Origin of the sequence: Bradyrhizobium lablabi (genome assembly GCF_900141755.1) — a bacterium.
In the GTDB taxonomy this organism is placed as follows: domain Bacteria; phylum Pseudomonadota; class Alphaproteobacteria; order Rhizobiales; family Xanthobacteraceae; genus Bradyrhizobium; species Bradyrhizobium lablabi_A.
In genome coordinates, this window is the sequence record NZ_LT670844.1 from 7,247,606 (window position 1) to 7,271,775 (window position 24,170).

Annotated in this window: 19 protein-coding genes; 6 read left to right on the forward strand and 13 right to left on the reverse strand. The window is 61.3% G+C overall.

Features of this window, described 5'->3' with window-relative positions:
* Positions 1-70: 70 nt before the first annotated feature.
* The 7 genes from B5526_RS33775 to B5526_RS33805 form a co-directional block, all read right to left on the reverse strand.
* Positions 71-1,519, reverse strand: a complete 1,449-nt coding sequence (locus B5526_RS33775; protein WP_079543996.1) for an efflux transporter outer membrane subunit — start codon at positions 1,517-1,519, stop codon at positions 71-73.
* A 42-nt stretch (positions 1,520-1,561) separates the two neighbouring features.
* Positions 1,562-2,791 carry an HlyD family secretion protein gene (locus B5526_RS33780; RefSeq protein ID WP_244562132.1) on the reverse strand — a complete coding sequence of 410 codons (1,230 nt, stop codon included), beginning with the start codon at positions 2,789-2,791 and terminating at the stop codon, positions 1,562-1,564.
* An 8-nt stretch (positions 2,792-2,799) separates the two neighbouring features.
* Positions 2,800-4,350 (reverse strand): MFS transporter, encoded by a 1,551-nt coding sequence (locus B5526_RS33785; protein WP_197688392.1) that lies wholly within the window; start codon positions 4,348-4,350, stop codon positions 2,800-2,802.
* A 32-nt stretch (positions 4,351-4,382) separates the two neighbouring features.
* Positions 4,383-5,651, reverse strand: coding sequence for a cupin domain-containing protein (locus B5526_RS33790; protein WP_079543998.1), 1,269 nt, complete (start codon positions 5,649-5,651; stop codon positions 4,383-4,385).
* Between the two features lie 243 nt (positions 5,652-5,894).
* Complete coding sequence (locus B5526_RS33795) at positions 5,895-6,437, reverse strand: phosphate-starvation-inducible PsiE family protein (protein ID WP_244562133.1); 543 nt, start codon at positions 6,435-6,437, stop codon at positions 5,895-5,897.
* 229 nt (positions 6,438-6,666) lie between these two features.
* Positions 6,667-9,783 carry an efflux RND transporter permease subunit gene (locus tag B5526_RS33800; RefSeq protein WP_079543999.1) on the reverse strand — a complete coding sequence of 1,039 codons (3,117 nt, stop codon included), beginning with the start codon at positions 9,781-9,783 and terminating at the stop codon, positions 6,667-6,669.
* Complete coding sequence (locus B5526_RS33805) at positions 9,780-10,958, reverse strand: efflux RND transporter periplasmic adaptor subunit (protein ID WP_079544000.1); 1,179 nt, start codon at positions 10,956-10,958, stop codon at positions 9,780-9,782. Before B5526_RS33805 ends, B5526_RS33800 begins: the two co-directional genes overlap by 4 nt.
* Positions 10,959-10,997: 39 nt before the next feature.
* On the opposite strand from B5526_RS33805, the gene B5526_RS38190 reads away from it, so the two are divergent.
* The 3 genes from B5526_RS38190 to B5526_RS33820 all read left to right on the forward strand — a co-directional run bounded on the left by B5526_RS38190 (position 10,998) and on the right by B5526_RS33820 (position 15,636).
* Positions 10,998-11,423 carry a hypothetical protein gene (locus B5526_RS38190; protein ID WP_154071589.1) on the forward strand — a complete coding sequence of 142 codons (426 nt, stop codon included), beginning with the start codon at positions 10,998-11,000 and terminating at the stop codon, positions 11,421-11,423.
* 320 nt (positions 11,424-11,743) lie between these two features.
* The gene (locus B5526_RS33815) at positions 11,744-12,919 is read left to right on the forward strand and encodes a hypothetical protein (protein WP_079544002.1); all 1,176 of its coding nucleotides are present in this window, start codon (positions 11,744-11,746) and stop codon (positions 12,917-12,919) included.
* Between the two features lie 425 nt (positions 12,920-13,344).
* On the forward strand, positions 13,345-15,636 hold the full coding sequence (locus B5526_RS33820) for an FdhF/YdeP family oxidoreductase (RefSeq protein ID WP_079544003.1): 2,292 nt from the start codon (positions 13,345-13,347) through the stop codon (positions 15,634-15,636).
* A gap of 188 nt (positions 15,637-15,824) precedes the next feature.
* On the opposite strand, the gene rpoH is transcribed toward B5526_RS33820, so the two are convergent.
* Complete coding sequence (gene rpoH / locus B5526_RS33825; RefSeq protein WP_079544004.1) at positions 15,825-16,799, reverse strand: RNA polymerase sigma factor RpoH; 975 nt, start codon at positions 16,797-16,799, stop codon at positions 15,825-15,827.
* Between the two features lie 367 nt (positions 16,800-17,166).
* Between rpoH and B5526_RS38195 the strand changes: the two genes are divergently transcribed.
* Entirely contained in the window at positions 17,167-17,481 is a 315-nt protein-coding gene (locus B5526_RS38195) for a hypothetical protein (protein WP_154071590.1), read from the forward strand.
* A gap of 400 nt (positions 17,482-17,881) precedes the next feature.
* Here the strand turns inward: B5526_RS38195 and B5526_RS38200 are convergent, their stop codons facing one another.
* The gene (locus B5526_RS38200; protein ID WP_154071591.1) at positions 17,882-18,103 is read right to left on the reverse strand and encodes a hypothetical protein; all 222 of its coding nucleotides are present in this window, start codon (positions 18,101-18,103) and stop codon (positions 17,882-17,884) included.
* Between the two features lie 344 nt (positions 18,104-18,447).
* Between B5526_RS38200 and fdhD the strand changes: the two genes are divergently transcribed.
* Both fdhD and B5526_RS33845 read left to right on the forward strand, forming a co-directional pair.
* Positions 18,448-19,242, forward strand: coding sequence for a formate dehydrogenase accessory sulfurtransferase FdhD (gene fdhD / locus B5526_RS33840; RefSeq protein ID WP_079544007.1), 795 nt, complete (start codon positions 18,448-18,450; stop codon positions 19,240-19,242).
* A gap of 214 nt (positions 19,243-19,456) precedes the next feature.
* On the forward strand, positions 19,457-19,684 hold the full coding sequence (locus tag B5526_RS33845) for a hypothetical protein (RefSeq protein WP_079544008.1): 228 nt from the start codon (positions 19,457-19,459) through the stop codon (positions 19,682-19,684).
* Between the two features lie 152 nt (positions 19,685-19,836).
* On the opposite strand, the gene B5526_RS33850 is transcribed toward B5526_RS33845, so the two are convergent.
* The 4 genes from B5526_RS33850 to B5526_RS33860 all read right to left on the reverse strand — a co-directional run bounded on the left by B5526_RS33850 (position 19,837) and on the right by B5526_RS33860 (position 24,169).
* Entirely contained in the window at positions 19,837-21,201 is a 1,365-nt protein-coding gene (locus tag B5526_RS33850; RefSeq protein WP_079545822.1) for a PQQ-dependent sugar dehydrogenase, read from the reverse strand.
* Positions 21,201-21,677, reverse strand: coding sequence for a DUF2231 domain-containing protein (locus B5526_RS33855; RefSeq protein ID WP_079544009.1), 477 nt, complete (start codon positions 21,675-21,677; stop codon positions 21,201-21,203). The genes B5526_RS33850 and B5526_RS33855 overlap by 1 nt, the downstream gene beginning before the upstream one ends.
* Positions 21,678-21,680: 3 nt before the next feature.
* Entirely contained in the window at positions 21,681-21,848 is a 168-nt protein-coding gene (locus B5526_RS38205) for a hypothetical protein (RefSeq protein ID WP_154071592.1), read from the reverse strand.
* Positions 21,849-21,967: 119 nt separating this feature from the next.
* Positions 21,968-24,169, reverse strand: coding sequence for a xanthine dehydrogenase family protein molybdopterin-binding subunit (locus B5526_RS33860; protein WP_079544010.1), 2,202 nt, complete (start codon positions 24,167-24,169; stop codon positions 21,968-21,970).
* Position 24,170 lies beyond the last annotated feature (1 nt).

The following is a 24,170-nucleotide window of genomic DNA, read 5'->3' on the forward strand; positions in this document are numbered from 1 at the left end:
TAAATTAACTTTCAATCTTACCGATCGAGCCGGGTACGAATCCTTGTCGTGCTCCGCGAGGTGCGGTGTTCTACGGTGTTCCAATCTTCCATCGTGGCGCGCCATCTGCACGATAGTCGACATCTGCGATCTCCCATCCGCCTCCCAGGGCGCGGTAAAGATTGACGAGATTTGTCGCAATCAGCGTGTCGCTGTCGGCAAGATCATTTTCGCTCTGCAGCAACTGGGCTTGCGTCGTGATGACATTCAGGAAGTCGATCGCACCCTCCGAGTAACGTTGCCTGGCGGCTTGCAGCGCGGCCTGATTTTCAGTGACGGAGCGGGCAACATCGCCGCGTCGGCGTTGCGATTCGCGATAGGCCGTCAGGGCGTCGTCGACCTCCTTCCAGGCCCGCAAGACCGTTTTCTGAAAGAAGATAGCCGCCTCCCGCTGTTGTGATTCGCGCAGCGCCAAGGTGCCCTTCAACTGCCCTCCTTCGAAGATCGGGATCGAAATCGACGGCCCCACCGCGAATGCGGTCGACGTCGGGGTAAACAGATTGCTCAGGTGCAAGCTTTCCACGTTGGCGGCGCCGTTCAACGTCACGTCAGGGTAGAAGCTCGCCACCGCGACGCCGGTCTGTGCCGTGGCTTCATGCAGGTGCGCCTCGGCTTCGCGTACGTCCGGGCGGCGGCGCACGAGCGTTCCGCGCAAGCCCACCGGAACCCTGTGCGGCACGCGCGGCAGCATCCGGGAGCGGCGCAACTCGGCCTCGAGCGCGCGGGGAGCATCGCCCAACAGCAATCCGATGGCGTTGATGAGCTCCACCTCCTGGATGCGCAACGGCGGCAGGGTCGCGGCGATGGTGGCCTGCTGAGCCCGGGCTTGTGCCAGGTCGAGCGTGGTGGCGACCCCGCCGCCGAAACGCTGGTTCACCAAATCCACGTTCTCTCCCGCGAGACGGAGGTTGCGCTTCGCGATCTCAAGCCGGTCCTGCGTTCCGCGCAATAGCATGTAGCTTTGCGCCAGCTCGGCGAGCGCCGCCAGCGCGACGCCGTGCCGGTTCTCCACGGCCGCCAAGGTCTCGGCATCGGCCGCTTCCACGGCCCGACGAACCCGACCGAACAGGTCCAGCTGCCATGATGACGTGAGGCCTTCCCGAAAAAGAGCGTATTCCAAAGGCGCGTCGGGTTGTTTTACGAAGATCGTACTGTTCGGGCTCGCCCGATTATAAGTATTTGATGATAGCCCATCGATATGCGGCAATCCCTGAGCGACTGCGACCTGGCGCTGCGCCACGCCCTGGACCACACGTTCCGCCGCCGTCTTGAGGTCGAGGTTTTGGGCCACCAGCCTTTCGACGAGCGAGGACAGCTGAGAGTCCCGGAAGCTTTTCCACCAAGTCGCATCGATCTTGCCCTCGACCGTTCGGCTGGGCAGGTCCACGGTCTCCAGCGGCATCCGCTTTGGGGCCGCGGCAATCTCCGGGCTCTGGTAGTCCGGCCCCACGGTGCAGCCGGCCAGACCGATGCCTAACATCGGACCGGAGAGGCGCGCCGCAAGTCGTAAGGCACGCACCAATCAATGCCCGGTCACGCGGTCGCTTGATCTGCGCTGCTCGTCCACCACATCCTCCAATCCCGTATGGATGGTAGTCTCGACCGACAAGCCCATGCGCAGGAGCTTAGCCAAAGGTTGCCCGGGCGTCACCACAATCTTGACCGGCAGCCGTTGCACGATCTTGGTAAAATTGCCGGTGGCATTGTTGGGCGCGATCGGCGCAAAGGCAACGCCGGAGGCCGGCGGCACGCTGTCCACGGTCCCTTTGAGGTCGATGTCATAGGCGTCCAGATGGATGGTGACGGGCTGGCCGCTGCGGACGTGCAGCAGAGCCACCTCGCGATAGTTCGATTCGATATAGACTTCGTCGAGCGGTACAACAGTCATCAACGTCGTGCCGGGGCCGACGTAGTTGCCGACCTGTACGGACCGCTCGCCCACCATGCCGTCGATCGGTGCCCGAATTTGTGTATAGGACAGATTAAGCTTGGCCTGTTCAAGTTGAGCCTCATCGGCCCTGACCGCGGCCTCCGCCGCAGATCTCTGGGCCTTGAGCACGTCCAATTGCTGGCGTGCCGCATCGAGCGAAGCTTCAGCGCTGTCCAGCGAGGCCTGACGCTGCTGAAGCGTGCTGTCGGCTTGCTGGTGTTCCCGCATTGTGCCGGCTCCCGTCGTGGCGAGGTTACCGTAGCGGCGCGCGTCGGCCTGCGCAAAAGCGAGACTGGCGCGTGCCGACGCAACGGCGGCTTGTTGTTCTTCTATGATCGATGGCTGGCGCGACACATTCGCGGAGATCTCGTCGAATTGCGATCTGTCGCGTGCGACTGCCGCCTCGGCGGAAGCTACGGCGGTCTCATTGTCGCGCGGGTCGAGAGTGGCGAGCACTTGTCCGGTCTTGACGACGTAGTTGTCGTCGACCGGCACCGTGGCGACCTGACCGGAGATGCGCGGTGCGATCGTGGCGTAATGGACCATCACATAAGCATCGTCGGTCCATACGTCCGGGCGTGGCCGGAAAATGATGTACAGGACCGCCACGGCGAAGATCGCCACGAGGAATCCGACCAGAACCAACGGCCAGCGCGGAAGAGGCGAGGGAGACTTGGCGACTTCCTGCGTCTGCGGGCTCTTCGGCGTTTCATCCTTCTGTTGAGGTTGATCGTCGTTGTTGCGCGTCGGGGCCAGGTCCAACTCTTCGTTCCGCTTCGGCTCGGCGGGTGGCGTCTCGAGTTCGGCCATATCCTCTGCCATGCGCCTTCCTAATGCTTTGCAAAGAGGATACGCGGCGGGACGGTGCGGACCGGCAACGTCATCACGACGACCATCAGGAACACGGTCAGGGCTCCGAGGATCAGGAAGGTATCGCTCGCCGATAAAATCGCTACCTGCTGCTCAACGGCATGGCTGAAGGCTTCCAGGCTGTTCGGCGTGCGGAGCTGACCGTCCGGCATCAACGGCGGTGGATATTGGGGCAGCACCCCATTGCTCTGGATTACCCGCCAGCGGTCCTGGCCAGCCTCATCGGCGATGCGGTCGTAATGCAGCGCGTCGCGCCAACGATTGATCAACTCCAGGAACCAGGCGCTCGCTGCCTCAGCGAGGCCGCGCGATGTGTTGACCACGGCAGACGCGAAAGAGCCTTCGGCCGGGCCGGCAACGGTGTTGGTGACCATCATGAGCAGCGGCATGATCACCATCGGCTGACCGACCGCCTGGAGCAGCTGCCATAGATAGAATTGATCCCGGTTCCAATAAACCGTGAGAAAGGACGAGCCAATGCAGGATGCAAGGATCAACGCCAGCCCGATCAGGCTGACCACGCGCGCATCGACCCGTTTGTAATCCAGCAGCAGCGCCATGGCAGGCAGCATCACGAGTTGCGACGCCGCGATCTCCAGCGTGATCAGATTGGACTGCAGCGGTCTGTATCCCTGGACTTCCTGCAGGTATCGCAAGGGCACGTTCGAACCGGATTGACCGATAACCAGAAAGGTGAACAAACCAAGCGCACCATAAGCGAAGTTGCGCCGGCCGAGCATCTGCAGCTTCAGAAGCGGCGAAGGGTGGAACCACTCGTTGATCAATAGCAGCGAGAGCGCGACCGCGCTCACCAGAGCCAGCACGCAGATCAGCCTTGAGTTGAACCAGTCGAGCCGGTCGCCTTGATACAGCATGGTGCTCAGCGCGGCGATCCCAATCATCAGGAGCAACGCGCCGCGCCAGTCCAGCATTCGGAGCCGTTCGTAGTTTGGCTGATCCTGATGCAGACAGTACCAGATCAGAATGCCGGCGAGAGAGCAGAGGGGGATCGTCTGCAGGAATACGAAACGCCAATCCACGATATCGGTCCAAAATGCGCTCACCGTGGCGGCCAGCGCGGGCGTGAAGGTCGCGGTCAAAGCGTAGACGGCCAGGCCGTAGAGCCGAACGTTCGGCGTGACAACGCGCAGGGCCGTGGTCATCAGGAGAGGGATGATCAGGCCCCCCGCGAGGCCCTGCAGCAGGCGCAGAGTGTAGATCGCCTCGATGTTCGGGCTGAACGGGATCAGCACGCTCGAGGCTCCGCATAGCGCGATCGCGAAAAGCGTCCACCGCCTCAATGTGAAGGCCATCATCATCGTTGGCGAGATCGCCATGCCGATGATTTCGGCCGACACATACAGGCTTTCGATCCAGGTTCCGGAATCGTGACCGATCCCGAGTGCACCGCGGACGTCGATGAGCGCGACGGCTGTCACCTGGTCGTTGAATTCAGACGTCATGGCGGCGATGAGGACGCCGCCGAGGCCAAGCAAGGGTTTGATTTCCACGGGGTCCGCCAGGTCATTTCAAGAAGCTACGATCAGGTCGGCATGACTTCCGGCTTGTCCTTGGGGAATTTTGCGATCGTGGCCTCGCTCACGTTCAGATGCTGGGCAACCATCGCCGGCGGTGTCCGAGCAATCCAGTCGGACAGCGAGACATCTGCGAAGTAGGAGCTTCTGAACACTTCGAGGAACTGCAGATCGGTGTCGCCTGTGTTCTTGATATAATGCCCGAGGTTCTTCTTGACGTAGCCGACGTCGCCCGCGTTGAAGTCCATCGTGACGGCGTTCGGGCCGGTGTTGAAGACCGTCATTTGCCCTTTGCCCTTGATCCAGTATTGCCATTCATCGGCGTTGGGGTGCCAGTGCATCTCCCGCAAGCCGCCGGGACGCACTGTCACCAGCGCGGCGGCGACAGTTGTGGAAACGGTGAAGTTGCGGCTATCGGCGATCCGCACCGAACCGCCCTTGGTCTCGCGCGCCGGGGCTCCCGATCCGAGCGAGAAGGTGAACGGGTGCAGCGGTGCGCCCCTTCCGCTCACCGCTTCGCGGTCCGCGGCCAGATCGCCGGGCAGCTTGCCCTGGAAGATGTAGAGGTCGCGCAGTGGAATGTCCTGGAACGTCTCGGCCGGAACGCCGAAGTTCTGGGCGAGGATATCCGGCGGCGTATGCGTGAACCATTCCGACACCAGGAGGGTGGTGAACTCCGAGGCCTTGCCTTCATCGAAGCAGATAATGAATTCGCAGCCGTCCGGGCCGAGGCCCTGCAGCGAATGCGGCAGGCCGGCGGGGAAATACCAGAGGTCGCCTTCCTTCACATCGGCGATATAGGGTCGGCCCAGTTCGTCGAGCGTGGTGATCCGGCAAGTGCCGTAGGTCATGTAGGCCCACTCTGCAAACTGGTGCCAGTGCATCTCGCGGATGCCGCCCGACGTCAGCCGCATGTTGACGCCGGAGATGGTGTCCGCAACCGCGAAGGAGTCTTGGGTTACCTGACGCGCCCAGCCGCCATTCTGAATGCGCCGGGGTGCGTTGTTGAATGACGCCCAGCTCAAGGGCATACTGCCGACGTCGGTCGCCGGCGGGGAAAATGCGCCCGGGAACTGGTCCCTGATCGCCGGGTTCTGCGGACCGGGATCGCTGATGCTCCTTGGATTCTTGGCGTTGATCGCGCCCTGCGGCGGGTCGTTCGGATTGCCGAAGCTGATATCGCTCTTCACCGGCGTGGCATTCGCCGTGGTCATTGACGCTGCCGTCATTACCCCGCCTGCGGCTGTCGCGGCTAACATGTCACGCCTCGAGAACATCGTGTCTTACTCCTCGTGCCAGTGAATTTGAATGATTGTGAGATAGCCGCGAGTTGTTCGTGCGCCATTAAATTGACGTTTAAAAGACACGCCCACCGGATGCTGTCGGGCATTCCGCAATCGCGGCCTTCTCTCCATTCGGATGCGGGCGGATACGAGTGCCGGCATTTGGGACGGCGGCGATCCCGGGTCATTCGGTAGGCACCGGCGTAGCGCCGCCTGGTCTGCCGTCTGCTAGGAAGCTCATTTCCCCACTGATGGTGAGCGGTCTTGGTCAGCTTGAGGCGCGTCGGCTGCTGTCAGCGCGTGGCCCCGTCGAAGCAGATAAATCGAAATCACGAAGATCAAAATAAGCGTTCCCAAGACCCCCAGCTCTACAATTGAGGAGCGGAACAACATCTCGCCTTCAATTGACATGAGGCCTTCCGAGGTTACGCCCGATGACTTGAGGGTTATGACGAGAACGTTTCGGATCGAAGCGATGAGCCCTATGATCAAGAATGGCTCGGGAGTCAACGCACCCGAACGGACGGAACCTCGGACGGTATGCAGGATCTCGATTAGCATAAGCACGAACATCAACCTATCGACGATTAGGAATATCGCGCTGGTGCCGCTCCAGTCACGCATTCCCTCCCACAGAAGGAGCGCCGCACTCGCGAGCGCTAGCAACGCGGTCACAGACAAGAGAATGCCGAGTGCTACATAAACGACGAGCTCGATGCGCAGGAACAGTTCGGTCGAAAGCCGGGTCGCGCGATCTTTTTCAGAGCGTCCGCCGGCCATCCCTTTATTCCTTCACACTCGCGGTCTTCGCACGACCCTGGGTCTCTGGCCGATTAATAGGACCCGGCAGGCGAAGCGACATGCGGCGGACGCGCGATCCATTGAATTGAAGTTTAGAACGGTCGTCCGCGTGTATGTTGTCAGGCCATTCCGCGACCGTCGCGTCCTCTGCATCGAGAATGCCGGGCAACCAATATTGTGGCGGCATTGGCACGGCTGCGATCCCAGGTCATTCGGCGGGCGCCGGCGCTGCCTCACCAGAGGCGCCCTCCGGCTTCTTCTTGTCCCCGAACAGCCAGGTCTGCAGCTTGTCGAGATAGATATAGACGACCGGCGTCGTATAGAGAGTGAGCACCTGCGACAGAGCGAGACCGCCGACGATGGCATAGCCGAGCGGCTGGCGAATCTCCGAGCCGACCCCCGTACCCACCATCATCGGCACGCCGCCGAGCAGCGCTGCCATCGTGGTCATCAGGATGGGCCGGAAGCGCAGGATGCAGGCCTGGTAGATCGACTCTTCGGCCGACAAGCCGTGGCTGTGCTCGACCTGCTGGGCGAAGTCGACCAGCATGATGCCGTTCTTCTTGACGATACCGATCAGCAATATGAGGCCGACGATGGCGATCACGCTCAGATCCACGTGAACCGCCATCAGCAATAGCAGCGCGCCGATGCCGGCCGAAGGCAGGGTGGAGATGATGGTGATCGGATGGATCAGGCTCTCGTACAGCACGCCGAGGATGAGGTAGATGACGAACAGCGATGCGACGATGAGGATCGGCGTGCTCTTCAGCGATGCCCCGAATGCCTGGGCGTTACCCTGAAAGCTGGTCTGAAGCGAAAGTGGGGCGTTGAGATCCTTTTCAACCTTCTGGATGGCGCTGACCGCATCGCCGATCGCGGCGCCCGGCGCGAGATTGAACGAGATCGTTACCGAAGGGAACTGGCCCTGGTGATTGATCACGAGCGGCGCGACCTTCACCACCGAATCGACCAGCGTGGATAACGGCACCTGCTGCCCGCTCGATGATTTGACATAGATGCCGTTGAGCGCTTCGGGTCCGTACTGGAATTTTGGATTGACCTCCAGAATGACATGGTATTGCTGCAGGGTGGTATAAATGGTCGAGACAATGCGTTGGCCGAAAGCGTCATCGAGCGTGTTGTCGATCGTGTAGGGCAGGATGCCGTAGCTCGAGGCGACCTCACGTTTGATGGTGATGTCGAGCAGCGGCCCGGCATTGAGCTGATCGGTGGTGACGTCGGCAATACTGGGGATCGCCTTCAACTTGTCGAGGAACAGCGCGGACCAGTGATCGAGCTCGCCGGGATCGGCGTCGTTCAGGGTGTACTGAAACTGCGTCTTGTTCAGCCGCGCGCCGATGGTGATGTCCTGCGCGGGTTGCATATAGAGCGTGATGCCCTGGATCTTGGCGAGGTTGGTCTGCAACCGCGCGATCACCTTGTCGATCTTGTCGCGCTGGTTTGCGGGCTTGAGCTGAATGTAAACGCGGCCGTCGTTGAGCGTGTAGACGCCGCCGCCGGCGCCCACCGCCGCACCAACTGTGTCGACGGCCGGATCCCGCATGATGGCATCTTGCAGCGCCTGCTGGCGTTCCAACATGGCCTGGAAGGAAATATCCTGCGCCGCCTCGGACTGGCCGATGATCAAGCCGGTATCCTGTTGGGGAAAGAAACCCTTGGGAATGATGACGTAGAGATATCCGGTCAGCGCAATGGTGCCGAACATCACCATCAGCGTGATGAATTGGTGCCGGAGCACGATCTTGAGACCTGCCTCATAGACGTGGAGCAGGCCATCGAAGCCGCGTTCGGACATCCGGTAGAGCCATCCGTGCTCCTTCTTCTCCGGCTTTAGCAGGTAGGCGCACATCATCGGCGTCAGCGTCCGCGAGATCACCAGCGAGAGCACGAGCGCCACGCTCACGGTCATCGCGAACTCGCGGAACAGCAATCCGACATAGCCGCTCATCAGGAACAGCGGAATGAACACGGCAATGAGCGAGAACGTGATCGCCATCACGGTGAATCCGATCTCGCCGGAGCCTTTCATCGCCGCATCATACGGCGAGAGGCCTTCCTCGATATGCCGCACGATATTCTCGATCTCGACGACGGCGTCATCGACGACGAATCCGACCGCGATCGACAAGGCCATCAGCGAGAGGTTATCCAGACTGTAACCCATTTCGTAGAGCACGGCGAAGGTGCCGACCAGCGCCAGCGGCACGGTGACGGCTGGGATAATGGTCGCCCAGAAACTACGCAGGAATATGAAGATCACCATTACGACGAGCGCCACGGTCAGCAGCAACGTGAATTGCACGTCGCTGAGCGAAGCGCGGATGGTCTGAGTGCGATCTGAAATGACGCTTATCTTCACGGCAGCCGGGATCGATGCCTGGAGCACAGGCATCATCGCTTTGACCTTACCTACGGTCTCGACGACGTTGGCGCCGGGCTGGCGCTGGACCGTCAGAATGATTGCCCGCTTCTGGTTGAACCAGGCGGAAATCAGCTCGTTCTCTCCGGCGCTGACGGCGTGGCCGATATCGCGGATGCGGACCGGCGATCCGTTGCGATAGGCGATGACAAGGTCATCGTATTTGTCGGGCTGGAACAGCTGGTCGTTGGTATTGAGCGTGTAGGTCTGGCGCGGGCTGTTGAGCGTGCCTTTCGGAAGGTCGACATTGGCCTGGCCGAGTACCGTGCGCACATCCTCGAGATTGATGCCGCGCGCCGCCAGCGCCTCCGGATCAACCTGCACGCGGACGGTCGGCTGCTGCTCACCTCCGACGCCCACGAGGCCGACACCGGATATCTGCGAGATCTTTTGCAGCAGAATGTTTTGCGCATAGGCGTCGACCACGGTCAGCGGCAGGCTGTCCGAGGTGATGCCGAGCACCAGGATCGGCGTGTCGGCCGGATTGACTTTACGGATGAGCGGCGGATACGGCATATTTTTGGGCAGGTAGGCGGCCGCGGCGTTGATCGCCGACAACGTGTCGGCGACCGCCCCATCGATCGGACGGCTCAACTCGAACTGCAGGGTGATCTGGGTGTAGCCGAGCGCGCTCGACGACGTCATCTGCGTAAGGCCGGGGATCTCACCGAACTGCAACTCGAGCGGCGAGGCCACCGTGGAGGCCATGGTCTGCGGGTCGGTGCCTGGCAGCTGCGCCGTCACCGTCAGCGTCGGATAGTTGACGCTCGGAAGCGACGCCACCGGCAACAGCGGATAGGCGATCAGGCCGCCCGCCAACAACCCTACCATCAGCAGTGCGGTCGCGATCGGCCGTTGGATGAACGGTGCTGAAATATTCATGGGATCGGCGCCTGTAGCGCGTCTTGCGCGGCTGCTTCCTGTGCCGCCTGGCCGTGCAATATCGTGACATGCGTGCCTGGCTGCAGCTTGTATTGTCCGTCGACCACGACCTGCTCATTGGCCTTGAGGCCGGAATCAATCAATGCCTGGCCGTCACTGGTTTGCGCGACCTTGATTGGGCGGATTGCCACCGTGTCGTCAGGATTGACGACATAAGCGTAGGGTCCTTTCGCACCTTGCTGCACGACCGCTGCGGGAACGGTCAGGCCGTCATGCCGCGTATCGACGAGCAGCCGCGCGTTGACAAGCTCGCCCGGCCAGAGCTTGTTCGCCTTGTTGTCAAAGTTCGCCTTGAGCTGAATCGAGCCCGTGGTCTGCAGGATCTCATTATTGACGAGGCCGAGCACGCCTTGATCCAGCTGCATCGAATTATCCTGGTTGTAGGCAAAAACCGTGAGCGGGCTCTTGGTTTTTTGCTGCTGCTGCTGGATTTGCGGCAGGCTCGTCTCCGGCAGAGTGAATATCAGCGAAATCGGATGAAGCTGGGTGACGACGACGAGGCCGTTCGTGTTTGACGGGCTGATGATGTTGCCGACGTCGATCTGACGAATGCCAACCACGCCATCGATCGGCGACGTCAGGCGCGTGTAGGAGAGCTGCACCTTGGCGGCGTCGATCAGCGCCTGGTCCGTCTTGATCGCCGCTTGCAGCTCGCCGACCTGCGCCTGCTGGGTCTCGATCAATTGCGGGGTGGCCCAGCCCTTGTTCCCCAATGTGGTGTAGCGGGTGAGATTGGCCTCCGCATTCTTGAGCTGGGCCTGATCGCGTTCCAGATTTCCGGTGTATTGCTCGATCAGCGCCTGATAGGGACGCGGATCGATCTGGGCGAGCAGGTCGCCGGCATGCACGGTCTGGCCTTCGGTGAAATTGATGCTGATGATTTGCCCCTGGATCTGGGCACGCACGACATCGGTGTTGTACGCAATCACCGTGCCGACGCCGGTCAGATAGATCGGGACGTCATGCTGGGCGACCGTCCCGGCGACGATCGGTACCTTGGGTGGAGCGGGCGTGGCATCGACCTTCTCCAACGGCTGGATATGCGTGAAGTACGCACCTCCGGCCGCAAGCGCCGCAATCAGCAAGACGGCAGGGATGACGACTTTCTTCTTCATGACCGCTCTCTCTCACAGACCAAAGAATTGCTTCACGGGATGGTGGTGGTTCCCGTCGGTGAAATCGTGGGGATTGTTGGTACCGACGAACGCGACCCCACGCTGCCTGTAACGGGCAATACGCTTGGCGTTGGTACCACTTGTGCGGCGCTAACCCCGAGATTGCCGATCCCGGTAGAATCCAACGGAACTCCAACTCGAGCGGCGCCGCTCGTCATGGTGGATGAGGTTGACGTTGGGTTCGACGACGCAGCAAGGCTGCTCGAACCGGAGCCGCACATTCCCGTCAGCCCCGACGTTTCCACCATTCCTGAGGATGTCGCTTCTCCCGATGTCGCGGAGATTGCCGTCGACGTCGATATTCCCGACGAGGTTGATGTTCCCGACGTCGCCATGCTGCCCGAATTTGCTCCGGTGGCAGGCGTCGCTGTTCCGGTTGCCATCGCCAATCCGCCGCCGTCATAGGTCGAGGGCGATCCGAACGTTCCCATTGGCGAAGTCGCCAAGGTCGAACATGCCCCCGCGCCGCTGCTCGTGCTTGGAACGCTAATCGTGCCGGTGATGCCGTTCGGTACCGGCGTGACCGTGGGCGCTGCGCCCACCTGCAGGCCATTCGGGCCGACCGGTGCACCGGGCACCGTACCAAGCGAAGAGGTGATGCCGAGTGGAGGCATGACGGTGCCGACCTGGGCGAATGCGGGGCTGCAGCTCAGCAAGGACCCGACGGTCGCGAAGATAAACAATGGTCGCATAAAGGACTCTCCGATCATGGCCGTTGACAAAGGATGGAATCCCTCTGGAGCCGCGCCGGGATCGACGTGCCGGTAACCCCGGCGTTGCCCGCGCCGGCGAAGTTTCGGACGCCCAGGCTGGAGCCGGGGTTCGTGCACGCCGGATTGGTGGATGTGGTCGTGGACGAAGTCGCCGTTGAAAGCGTGGGTATCACGGGCAGCGAAGCACTCGGCCCTACAGTGCCTGTAATGGGTAATACGTTTGGCACCGGTACGGGCGGCGTTGAACCGACGCCTAGATTGCCGATCTCGAAAGATCCGAACGGAATTCCGGTTCGAGCGCCGCCGCCCGGCGTGGTGGGCAACGTTGACGTCGGACTGGACGATGCAGCGATACTGCCTGAGCCGGAGCCGCACATTCCCGACATTCCCGATGTGTCCAGAATCCCCGGGGATCCCGAGGTTACCGGCATTTCCGGCGTCACCGTTATTGGAGGCAACGTTGTTGCCCCCGAGGTCGTGGTGGTGGTTGGCGTCGCCGTGGTGCCTGAACCTGCCGCGGTGGCGGGCGCCGCGGTTCCGACTGCCATTCCGCCGCCGTCGAAGCTCGCGGTCGATCCGAACATTTCCGAGGGCGAGGTCGCCACCGTCGTACATGCGGTGGAACTGGTAATGGTTGGAATTGTAATTGTGCCGGTTACGCCGGTCGGTAAAGGACTGACGCCGGGTGATGTGATTTCGGTGCTGCCCAGCGGGATTCCGGTCGGCGAACTTGTCGAACCCGCGGAGATGCCAAGGGGCGAGGTCGCGCCCATCGTCGGCGTCGGGGTGACGGTCCCGTCAAATGGTACGTCAACCTGCGCCATGGCGGGGTTGCCGACGAAGAGCGCTGGGAGCACCGCTGCAATCAGCAGAAGTCTTGTTGGCGTTCTCGGTTTTCCGGCCGAGCCGCCGCGACAGGCACCTACGTCGATCATTGCGACGGGTTTGCTTGCTGTGAAGCTATCGGACATCGGTCAATCCTGGGTAACGGTGCATGAAGTCCTGAAAACATCAGCAGCGGCAGATGTTCAATTTCTTGTCCAGCGCATCATCCAGTTTCTGTTGTTCCGCGTCGAACTCAGAAAGCCTCCGTTGCTCCGCCTCGCTCGCTGGAGAGCGCGGCTGGAAATCGTCGGCGCGCGGCTGCACGTGAACGGCCGGCGCTCCGGCAGGCGCCGGGGTTGCTGATCCAGCGAGTGGCTCGGCTCGAACAACCAGGCTAGTTGAAATCAGAATGCTCGCGAGGATCGGTGTCGCGAGAAGAACGGCACGCATGAAGTTGCTCCCGAGTTTCGAAGAAAAGTGCTGACCTTTATGCCGCGGCTAATTCAGTTTCTCTTCGCCAGAAGGTGGCTAGCTTGGCGCACCCGTTCAATTAAATACGCATTTATTGTCCTGACGCGGATCGTGCCGACCAAATCCAATTGTGTGCCGCTGTACCGGAACTCGCTTTGAGACATTGATCGGCCGGCGAGCGGTCGCTTCACTCTAAAAGTAATTTTAGTTGAGCGGCTCACGGCCGGCCCCGATGTCTATCGACCACCAGCGCCGGAAATATCCAAACAGTCGGCAAGCATCTCTCGGCGAGATATTGCCCCGCTAAGGAAAGCCCCATGAGCAAAGATGATCTCGCAGGCGTCAGCGACTATGAAGGAGCTGCGGCGGGGTGGGGCGCCCTGAAGGCTGTTGCGGACGCCGTTCGCGGCCAGAAGGCCATCGTCAAGGAGACGCGTGGTCTGCTTACCATGAATCAGCCGCACGGATTCGATTGCCCGGGCTGCGCCTGGCCCGATCCAAAACATACCTCGTCGTTCGAGTTCTGCGAGAACGGAGCCAAAGCGGTCTCATGGGAGGCCACGGCCAAGCGGACGACACCGGAATTCTTTGCGGCGCATCCCGTCAGCGAACTTTTGACATGGCCGGATTTCGACCTGGAGAACGAGGGCCGTCTGACGCATCCGATGGCCTATGACCAGACCACGGATCGATACCTGCCGATTTCATGGGACGAGGCGCTGAAACGAATCGGTACCGCGCTGCGGGCGTTGCCGAATCCCGATATGGCGGAGTTTTACACCTCCGGCCGGGCATCCAACGAGGCTGCTTTTCTCTATCAGCTGTTTGCGCGTGAATTCGGAACCAACAATTTTCCGGATTGCTCGAATATGTGCCATGAGGCGACCAGCGTCGGCCTGCCGGAGTCGATCGGCGTCGGCAAGGGAACCGTGACGCTCGAGGATTTCGACCATTGCGACGCCGTGTTTTGCATCGGCCATAATCCCGGCACCAATCATCCGCGCATGCTGACAACGTTGCGCGAGGTCTCGAAGCGAGGCGCGCCGATCGTCGTCTTCAACCCGCTGCGCGAGCGCGGTCTCGAGCGGTTCACTTCCCCGCAGCACCCCGTTGAGATGTTGACGCTGAGCTCGACGCCGATCGCATCGACCTACTACCTGGTGAAGGTCGGTGGCGATATCGCCGTGTTGAAGGGAATGATGAAGACGCTGGTGGCACTCGATGCAAAAAGCCTTTCTGAGGGCGGCCCGGGCGTTCTCGACCGTGAGTTCATCGCACGTCACACGACGGGATTCAAAGACCTGCTGGCAGACCTTCATGCCACCTCTTGGGACGCCATCGAGAAGGCCTCGGGACTGTCGCGATCGGATATTGAGTTCGCCGGCAATATCTACGCCAAGGCGGAGCGGGTCATCATCAGTTACGGCATGGGGATCACCCAGCATCGTCACGGCACGGGGAATGTGCAGCAGATCGCCAATCTGCTGATGCTCCGCGGCAATATCGGGCGCCAGGGCGCCGGCATTTCTCCACTGCGCGGCCACTCCAATGTGCAGGGCGACCGCACGGTCGGTATTACCGAGGTTCCGAATGACGCCCTTCTCGACGGTTTGGCCCGCGTCTTCGGGTTCGAGCCGCCGCGCCGCAAGGGCCACAACGCGATCGAAGCCATCGAGGCGATCCGGGATGGACGCTCGAAGGCGCTGGTCTGCCTCGGCGGCAATTTGGCCGTTGCGATGGCCGATCAGGAAGTCACCTTCAAGGCGATGCGGAACCTCGATCTCGCGGTGCATATCGCCACCAAGCTCAATCGCACGCATTTGCTGTTGGCAAAACAGTCCTTCATCCTTCCCTGTTTGGGACGTACGGAGATTGATACTCAGGCGACCGGCCCCCAGTCGATCACCGTGGAAGATTCGATGTCGATGGTTCACGCCTCACGGGGCGGCCTGAAACCCGCCTCCGAGCACCTCAAATCAGAACCGGCAATTATCGCAGCGATGGCTCTGGCCACATTGCCGAACACGCGGGTCGGATGGGCGGAGTTGGTTGGCGATTACGGAAAGATCCGCGATTGCATCGAAGCGGTGTTTCCGGAATTCGCCGAGTTCAATGCCCGCATCCAGAAGCCGGGTGGGTTTCGGCTGTATGTCGCTGCGTCGGAGCGCGAGTGGCTGACGCCGACCAAGAAGGCCAATTTTCTGGTCTGTCCTAGAATAGATGAAGATCCGCGGGTGGCCGATCGCGATGTCCTCACCCTTGCGACAATCAGGAGCCACGATCAGTACAACACGACGATCTACGGCCTGAACGACCGCTATCGCGGAATCACGGGGCGGCGCGACGTCGTGTTCGTCAACGAACGCGATCTCGCAAGCCGCGGGCTGAAGCATGGCGACCTCGTCGATATTGCCGTCGTGCCTGGATCGAAGCCGGGCGAGCGTGTCATGCGGAAACTGACCGCGGTCGCGTTCCATATCGCCCAGGGCTCCGTCGCGGCCTATTATCCCGAGGCGAATGTCCTGGTTGCGCTCGATCATCACGACGTCAAGTCCGGGACGCCTTCCTACAAGTCGATACCGGTTCTGCTTCGCGCTTCCAGAGGCTAAACGCGGAATGCATTTGGGCACGCGCCGGGCATCGATCCCCGGATGTTAGAGCCTGACCGGACACGCAGCCAGAAGTTTTCGGACTCTTCGAGGTTGACTTTCTTTTTCGTCATGGCCGGGCATAGCCGTCCGAAGGACGGCTATGCCCGGCCATGACGAGTCTTGCGGCCGGAGGTCGAGCGCGTCGCTTAGGCGGCGCAGACCTCGGCTCTGCGAGCGTTGCGCAATTCCGGGCGGCTGGGCCCGCGCCGCTGCGTCTCCACCTCTGCGACGAGCTTCTTGGTGGCCTTTCGCACCTTCTCGAACGCGCGCGTCTCGATCTGCCGGATGCGTTCACGGGAGACGTTGAATTCCAATGCAAGCTCTTCCAGCGTCAACGGTGCGTCGGTCAAATGGCGCGCCTCGAAGATGCGACGTTCGCGGCCGCTCAGTACATCGATGGCGCTTAGGAGCGCCTCATGCCGATGCTCTTTCTCGTCCTGTTCGGCGACGATAGCTTCGGGCGAGGGAGACTGATCGATGAGGTAGGTTTGCCATTCTTCGGCGTCGCCATCCTCGTGGATCGGCGCATTCAGCGATGTATCGCCGGCGAGGCGGCGGTTCATGTCGATGACCTCTCGCTCGGGTACATTGAGGCTGTTCGCGATTGAGGTGACCTGATCGGGGCGCAGGTCGCCGCCGCTTTCGAGGGCCGAGATCTTGCGTTTCGCCGAGCGCAGCTTGAAAAACAGCTTCCGCTGGCTGGCGGTGGTGCCGATCTTCACCAGTGACCACGAACGCAGAATGTAATCCTGGATCGAAGCCTTGATCCACCACATCGCATAAGTGGCAAAGCGAAAGCCTTTTTCCGGCTCAAAGCGGTTCAATGCCTGCATCAGACCGACATTGCCCTCGGAGATGATCTCCGAGATCGGCAGGCCATAGCCGCGGTAGCCCATGGCGATCTTGGCGGCGAGACGGAGATGGCTGGTCACAAGCTGGTGCCCGGCGTCACGGTCGCCGTGCTCGCGCCAACGTTTGGCCAAGCTGTACTCTTGGCTCTTTTCGAGCATCTCGAAACGGCGAATGTCGTTGAGATAACCGTCGCCGATCCTGACTTTGACGAACGCGAGTTCGCGCCGGGTTCCAGAAGTAGGGCTTCGAAATTGTCCCTCAATGCTCATTGGTCTCTCCGTCCGGGAAATTGAAAGCCTTGCGGCTTGAAATTCGAGCTGACCAGTCAATGATAAGGGGAGCGCACCGGGGAGCCATTAAATTGGGGTTTAGGACCCTAAATTCGAATCTAATCGGGCGATCAGAATTTAGGCAGGTGGCCTTGATGCCGCATGCAGCGGCATCAAGGTTGCGTGACTTGCTCTGGCGAGCGCACATTCGCTCGCCAGTCGAGCGCTGTGCATGCAGGGAAGCGGAAGCCGCGCGGCGGCCGCTTCCGGACGACATTCAGTAGGCGCAGGTGTACGGCAAGGTTGCCGCATCGTATGGGTAATAGGGGCAATCAAGGCCGTAATCGTAAAAGCCGCGGCGGGCGAAATGATCGCGACGAATACCGTTCATGTGACCGACCCTGAAGCCGCCGACATGACCTTCGCCGAGACGGCCGATATGTGCGCCGCCCAGACCACCGATACGGGCGCCACCGAGGCCACCGATGTGGGCCCCGCCGAAGCCACCCATGTGAGCGCCACCGAAGCCACCCATATGGCCGCCACCGAAGCCGCCCATGTGGCCGCCGCCGCCGCCACCATGGCCACCGCCACCGCCGCCGCCGCCGCCGCGCGCTTGCGCAGCATTGGCGAGAAGGCTGCCGGCAAGCACCGCACTCGCCAAAACCATCATCACTCGTAGTTTCATCGTATTCTCCTTTTGGGAACAGGCGGCGCTTGCCGCCACATGGCTCTGTCAGACGCCGGCGCCGAGCAAGGACACAACGTCAGCGTCGCGATGATCTGGAGATGGAGACGTTTCTCGGCGGTCTCCACTAAATTCGAGTTCAACGAACCCGAACCGCCGTGAGTGAGCCTCTCAAAAAGAGCGGACGGCGCGCGCCCGCTTCATTCAGGGGGCATAAGGCACGGCGCGCGCCGCCCAGTTGACAGCCGGATGATGTCGCCTCGAGAGAGATAGGCGTGGCTGCTTGGAAGATGATTTGGGCTGGCGGGGCCATTTGCACCATTAAATAGTGATTTAGGTTGCGCGCCTCGCTTCTTGGTGATCGGGGTAGGACCAGCGCTGCCAGCAGGTTGCATCAATTCAGGAGCATGTTGGCCGGCCAGCCATCCTTATCCGGGCTGCGGGCGTAGCCCGTCCTGCCTGACGCTCTTGCCGTCGGAACATGCCTCTCGACCGTGCTTTTCTCGTGCCAGCGATAGTCATTTTGGAAATACGGCGTTGGCCTTGCGAACGCGCAGGCGCTGCCGATTAAGGTGAATGTAACGCAAAGCGTTATCAATTTGTAACTGGTGTTCATGTCTCATTCTCCAGACCCGCTTCATCAGCCGGTACGGCCGACGACGGAGTTATCTCGTCCTGTTCCGCGCTGAGTTTTGTTCAATGCTCCGATGAGGAGACCGAACCAGCGACCGCTTTATTCCCGAGGAAGCAAGACGTCTGATAACCTTGGGCAAAGCTGGCGCTGCAACGGATCTAAGTCGCGGGCCTATTTCGCACCAATAAATAGCGCTTTAGGATTGCCCGCATTGCGGCTGCGATCGGGCAGGACGATGCCTGTTCTCCGAAAGCTAAATTCGTTTTTAGTTGAGAACGCCTGGTCAGGCCGCGATGTCTAGTAACTGGGGATGCGTCGGAGCATGGATGATGGATGCGGCCTTGGTTGTGGATCGCCAGAGTTGGCGGGCAAACGGTCCGAGCTTGGGCAATCGTTCGATTCCGCAGGAGACCGCGGTGGCGCTTACGTATAATGGCGGGACCTATGCGGTCATGATGGCAACACCTCGGGATCTCAGAGATTTTGCGGTTGGCTTCAGCCTCAGCGAAGGCGTCGTCAACTCTGTTGCCGATATCGAATCGCTAGATCTCGTGCGTCTCGGTGACGGTGTTGAACTGCGGATGTGGCTCGGCGGGCCAAAAGCCGATCGCCTGCAGGAGCGGCGGCGACATATCGCGGGGCCGACAGGGTGCGGATTGTGCGGCATCGAGTCGATCGCAGAAGCCATGCGTCCTGCGGCCATTGTCGGACACGGCCGGCATTTCTCCTCGGAAGAGATCATGGCCGCCATGCGCGATCTCCCTTCGCGTCAAAAGCTCAACATAGAGACCCGCGCGGTTCATGCCGCGGCATTTTGGGATGCGACCCGCGGCATCGTTGCCCTGCGCGAGGACGTTGGCCGTCACAACGCTCTTGACAAGCTCGCGGGCGCGCTAGCCCGCTCGTCGGCCGCGGCGAGCGAGGGCATCATCCTTCTAACCAGCCGGGTGTCGGTTGAGATGGTGCAAAAGAGCGCCGCGATCGGTGCGCCGGTCATGGTGTCGGTTTCGGCGCCGACCGCGCTCGCCGTCCGTATGGCCGATGCCGCAGGCATCACGCTTGTCGCCGTTGCGCGCGCGGATGGCTTCGAAGTGTTTACGCACCCCCACCGAATTTTGTAGGCGGCCGCTGACGGTGGCGGTTGCCGGTGAGGGCCTTGTCACAGCTCTAAACGCCAAGCTGAAATAACAAAATTGCTAACCGGAAGTGACGCGATAGTTACCTCGCTTAGTCGGCGACAACCTATCTCATTGGAGACAGGCCGCATCTGCGCGAGGTCTCGCGCCAGCGCGTCCGTGTCTGAACACGGAAGATTGAGATTTAACGGAGACTACAATGCAAAATACAGTTCTAACCATACTCGGCGCGTCGATGATTATCGCATCGACGGTCCAATGGGCCGCCGCAGCTGAGCGCCATACTCACAAAATGGAGCGCGCACGAGCGACTGCGAGCCAGCAGTTCCGCAACGCCAACGACTCGCTTGCCTGGCCGTCTGTCGAACAACAGATCTTGTCCGACTACAGCGAGGGCCACGTGATCTCGGCGCCGGCCGGTCGCTAATCGCCGATCCCTATCTGACCACGTCATGGCCGGGCTTGTCCCAGCCATCCACGTCTTTCTTGCTTTGCCGCCCTAAGACGTGGATGCCCGGGACAAGCCCGGGCATGACGAGTTTCACTTGACAGTGTCGGGGCTTTTTGCGTGGCGTTGTCCTAAGTAGCCGGCTTCGGTGCCGAGCCGGGGCGAGCCGACGACACCCGCCAAACCGTGTTTCCAACGTCGTCGGCGATCAGCAATCCGCCGCTCCGATCGATTGCCAGACCAACCGGTCTTCCGCGCGCGTGACTATTGGCATCGAGGAAGCCGGTGACGACGTCCTGCGCCAGGTCGCTCGGCTTTCCATGGCTGAATGGTACGAACACCACCTTGTAACCGTTCAGAGGAGTTCGATCCCAGCTTCCGTGTTCGGCGACGAACGCACCGCCGCGGTAGTTCGCGGGAAGCTCAGTGCCGTTGTACATGGCGACCCCCAACGGTGCCACGTGGGAGGAGAGCGCGTAGTCCGGCACAATCGCCTTGGCCACGAGATCAGGCCGCTGCGGCTGCACACGCGGGTCCAGATGCTGGCCAAAATAGCTATAGGGCCAGCCATAGAAGCCTCCGTCCTGTACCGAGGTCAGATAGTCCGGCACCAGATCAGGCCCGATCTCATCGCGTTCGTTGACGATGGCCCACAGCTTGTGGGTCTCGGGCTCCCACGCAAGGCCGGTAGGATTGCGCGTCCCGCTCGCGAAGATGCGATGCGCGCCTGACGCGCGGTCGACTTCCCAGATCGCGGCGCGTTCGTATTCCGCTCCGATTCCGTTTTCGGTGATGTTGCTGTTTGAGCCGACACCGACATAGAGCTTGGAGCCATCCGGGCTGGCCAACAAAGCTTTGGTCCAGTGATGATCGATCGGGCCGCCGGGAAGGTCGGTGAGTTTGGTGCCGGGGGCGGTGATGCTGGTTTGTCCTTCCTGATAGGGATAGCGGACGATCGCATCGGTGTTGGCGACGTAAAGATCGTTGCCAACCAGGGCGACGCCAAAGGGTGAATTGAGGTGGTCGAGGAAAACGGTTCGCACCTCGGGAATGCCGTCGCCATTGGTGTCGCGCAGCAGCGTGATGCGGTTGGCGCTTGGCGCCTTGGCGCCCGCGAACGACTGCACCCACCCGGTGATGAAATCCTTCGGCCGGAATACCGGCGCCTTCGGACCGTTGCTCTCCACCACCAGCACGTCGCCATTGGGGAGGACGTAGAGCTGCCGCGGATGTTCAAGACCGGTGGCCAATGCATGGACCTCCAATCCCTGCGGCACCGTCGGCGTTTCGTCTTTACTCCATCCGACGGCTTTCGCGATCCGGATCGGCGGCATCAAATACTGCTGCAGCGCGGGCAGCGGTGGATTGGCCCCGATCTGGCGCGTCGGATCACCGCCATTATCGTCGCAGCCGGTGAGCGCCAGCAGGGACACCGCGGCAAGGAGGACGGCCGGGCGCGGCCGCTTCAGTGAACGTGTAAAGTCGAAGGCGCGCATCATAGGGCCACTCCTTTGCGATGGCGATGAACCAGGGCTGAACCTGCCCAGCCCGTAACCAACAGTATGATCACGACGAGCGCGGAAAGCGTCAGTCCGGTCGGGACCACGGCGGTATAAGCGTCGCGGCTATGAACGAAGGCATTCACCAGTGAGACCGCCAGCGCGAGCACATAGCCAACCACGTGAGGCCAGGCCAGCCTACGAAACCGCTTCCCGAGAGCTACGTCGATCAGGCCAGCGATGACCGCGACGCCTGCCAGGATCAGGCCGATGGTAATCAGCCAGATCGAGAACCTTTCCCACATCACGTCGTCCGTGCGCCAATACATGAGATCGGTGACCAGCGCGCCCGCGAAGCAGGCGATAGGAAACGGCACCAGCGCCGGAAGAATGGCTCGTCCGCGAGGCTTGGCCGTTGATAGTGGATCGGCGTCGCCGACGAGAGCCGTGTCTGTTATTCTGATGTGCTGCATGCTTCAATCCTCATAACGATCCTGCGCCTCTAGCGCGTCCATTGGATACAGATTGACCTCGGCGCCCCCATGCGCGCGAGCAACGTCACGTTGGTGATTGAATATTGCGTCGCCTTCGAACATTGGTCTGCTAAATTCGATTTTATTTTTGGAGCGCTGTTCGACACCCATCGGCGCTCGGTGAACCATACGAAGGCTTGTGTTTAGCGCGTTCACCTCAGCTCTGCGCCCAATAGGGCAGGGCGCAACGGGCAGCGAGGCCGCCTCGTTGCAACACGTCACCGGCCGTATCAGGTTTGTATCGGCAGGGATGAAAGCAGCTTGTCCAGGGTGACCGGAAAATCACGGACCCGCGCACCGCAGGCGTTGTAGATCGCGTTGGCGAGCGATGCGCCGGCGCCGCAGATCCCGAGCTCGCCGATACCTTTGCTCTTCAGCGGGTTGGATTGCTGATCGAGCTCGGGAAGGAAAATGGCGTCGATGGCCGGAATATCGGCGTGCACCGGCACGAGATATTCGGCGAGGTCCCGATTGACGAAGTAGCCGAAGCGGGGATCGAGCGTCATCGCTTCGTGCAGCGCGGCGCCGACGCCGAATACCATTCCGCCGATCGCCTGCGAGCGGGCCGTCTTGGCATTGAGGACGCGGCCGGCGGTGAATACGCCCAGCATACGCCGCAACCGCAGTTCGCCGGTGTCGGCATCGACGCCGACTTCGGCGAAATGCGCACCGTAGGATTGCTGCGAGAATTCCTTGTTGTTGCGGCCGGGCCCGATTTCGCCGTCGGCCTCGATGCCGGTGTCGACAAGATCCGTCAGCTTTATCGAACGTTCGCCCGACGCGATGCGGCCGTCGGCAAAGCGTGCGGTCTTTACGTCCATGCCGGCCTGCTGGGCGAGCTTCTCACGTAGGCTCTCACACGCCTCGAACAGGGCCGAGCCGGAACTGCCGGCTCCCCACGAGCCGCCCGAACCGGCGGCTTCCGGAAAGTTGGTGTCACCGAGTTCGACCCGGACGCGATCGGTCGGCAGACCGAGCATCTCGGCCGTGATCTGCGCCAGGATGGTATAGGTCCCGGTGCCGATGTCGGTCATCGCCATTTGCACCGTCGCGGTACCATCGGGATTCAATCGGACACTGGCGCTCGAGGGCCGAAGCGGGTTGCCCCGCGTCGCCGCCGCCATGCCCATTCCGACCAGCCATCGCCCGTCGCGAACTTGTCCCGGCTTCGCATTGCGCTTGTCCCAACCGAAAAGGCGCGCGCCTTCCTGCATGCAGGCGACCAGGTGCCGGCTGGAATAGGGGATATGCTGTTCCGGATCCTCGCTTGGCTCGTTGCGGAGGCGCAGTTCGATCGGGTCGAGGTTGAGCTTTTCGGCCAGTTCGTCCATCGCGCATTCAAGCGCCATCAGCCCGACGGATTCACCGGGCGCGCGCATCGACGATGCGACCGGAATATCCAGCGGCGCCAGACGATGTCGCGTCAGGCGGTTCGCTCCCGCGTAAAGCGTGCGGGTCTGCAGCGCCGCGCCCTCGTAGGTTTGCTCGCTGGGCAAGTTGCCCGAGAACACATCATGGCCGATCGCGAGCATCCGACCGTCCCGATCGGTCCCCAGGCGAACGCGCTGGATGGTATCCGAACGGTGCGTCGTGACATGAAAGATCTGCTGCCGTGTCAGAGCGGTTTTCACCGGCTGCTTGAGCTGGCGCGACGCGATCGCCGCCAGTATGGCGTCGGCATTGACCCAGAGCTTGCCGCCGAAACCGCCGCCGATGAAGGGACTGATCAGGCGGATATTCTCAACCGGAATTTTCAGGGTTGTTGCGATGACCTTCTGTCCCTGATTGAGCATCTGGTTGGCGGTGTGGAGGATCAGCCTGTCGCCGTCCCACATCGCCAATGTGGCGTGGGGTTCCATCATGGCGTGGCTCTGCAGCGGCGTGGTGTAGGTCACGTCGACCTGGACGGGAGCGCCGGCGAACGCGCCCGCGAAATCTCCGACCGCGCTGTCGGCGGCCGGCGCATCGTCCGGGTGTGGTACGCGCGCCTGATCGAGGTTTTGGCGAAGCGCGTATTTTCCGCTCGACCGGTCGTATTTCACGTCCACCAGATAAGCGGCGGCTCTGGCCTGCTCAAAACTTTCGGCGACGACGAATGCAACCGGCTGGCCGTAATATGTCACTTGCGGTCCCGTCAGCACCGGATGAGCCTCCCGGTGATTGCCGGTACCTTGTGTGGGGGCGTTACGATGGGTGAGCACGAGAACCACGCCCGGCGTGTTTTCCGCAGCGCGCGTATCGAGCGATCTGATCGTTCCCTTTCCGATCGAGGCTTCGACCACGAAGCCGTAGAGCGCGTTTTGCTGTTGCACCTCGTAGGCATAGCGCGCGCCGCCGGTGACTTTCAGCGGCCCGTCGACGCGATCGAGCGGCTTGCCGACGACGCCTTCCGTATCAAGCGCGTTCGAGCCGACAGGTGAGTTCATTTCCATG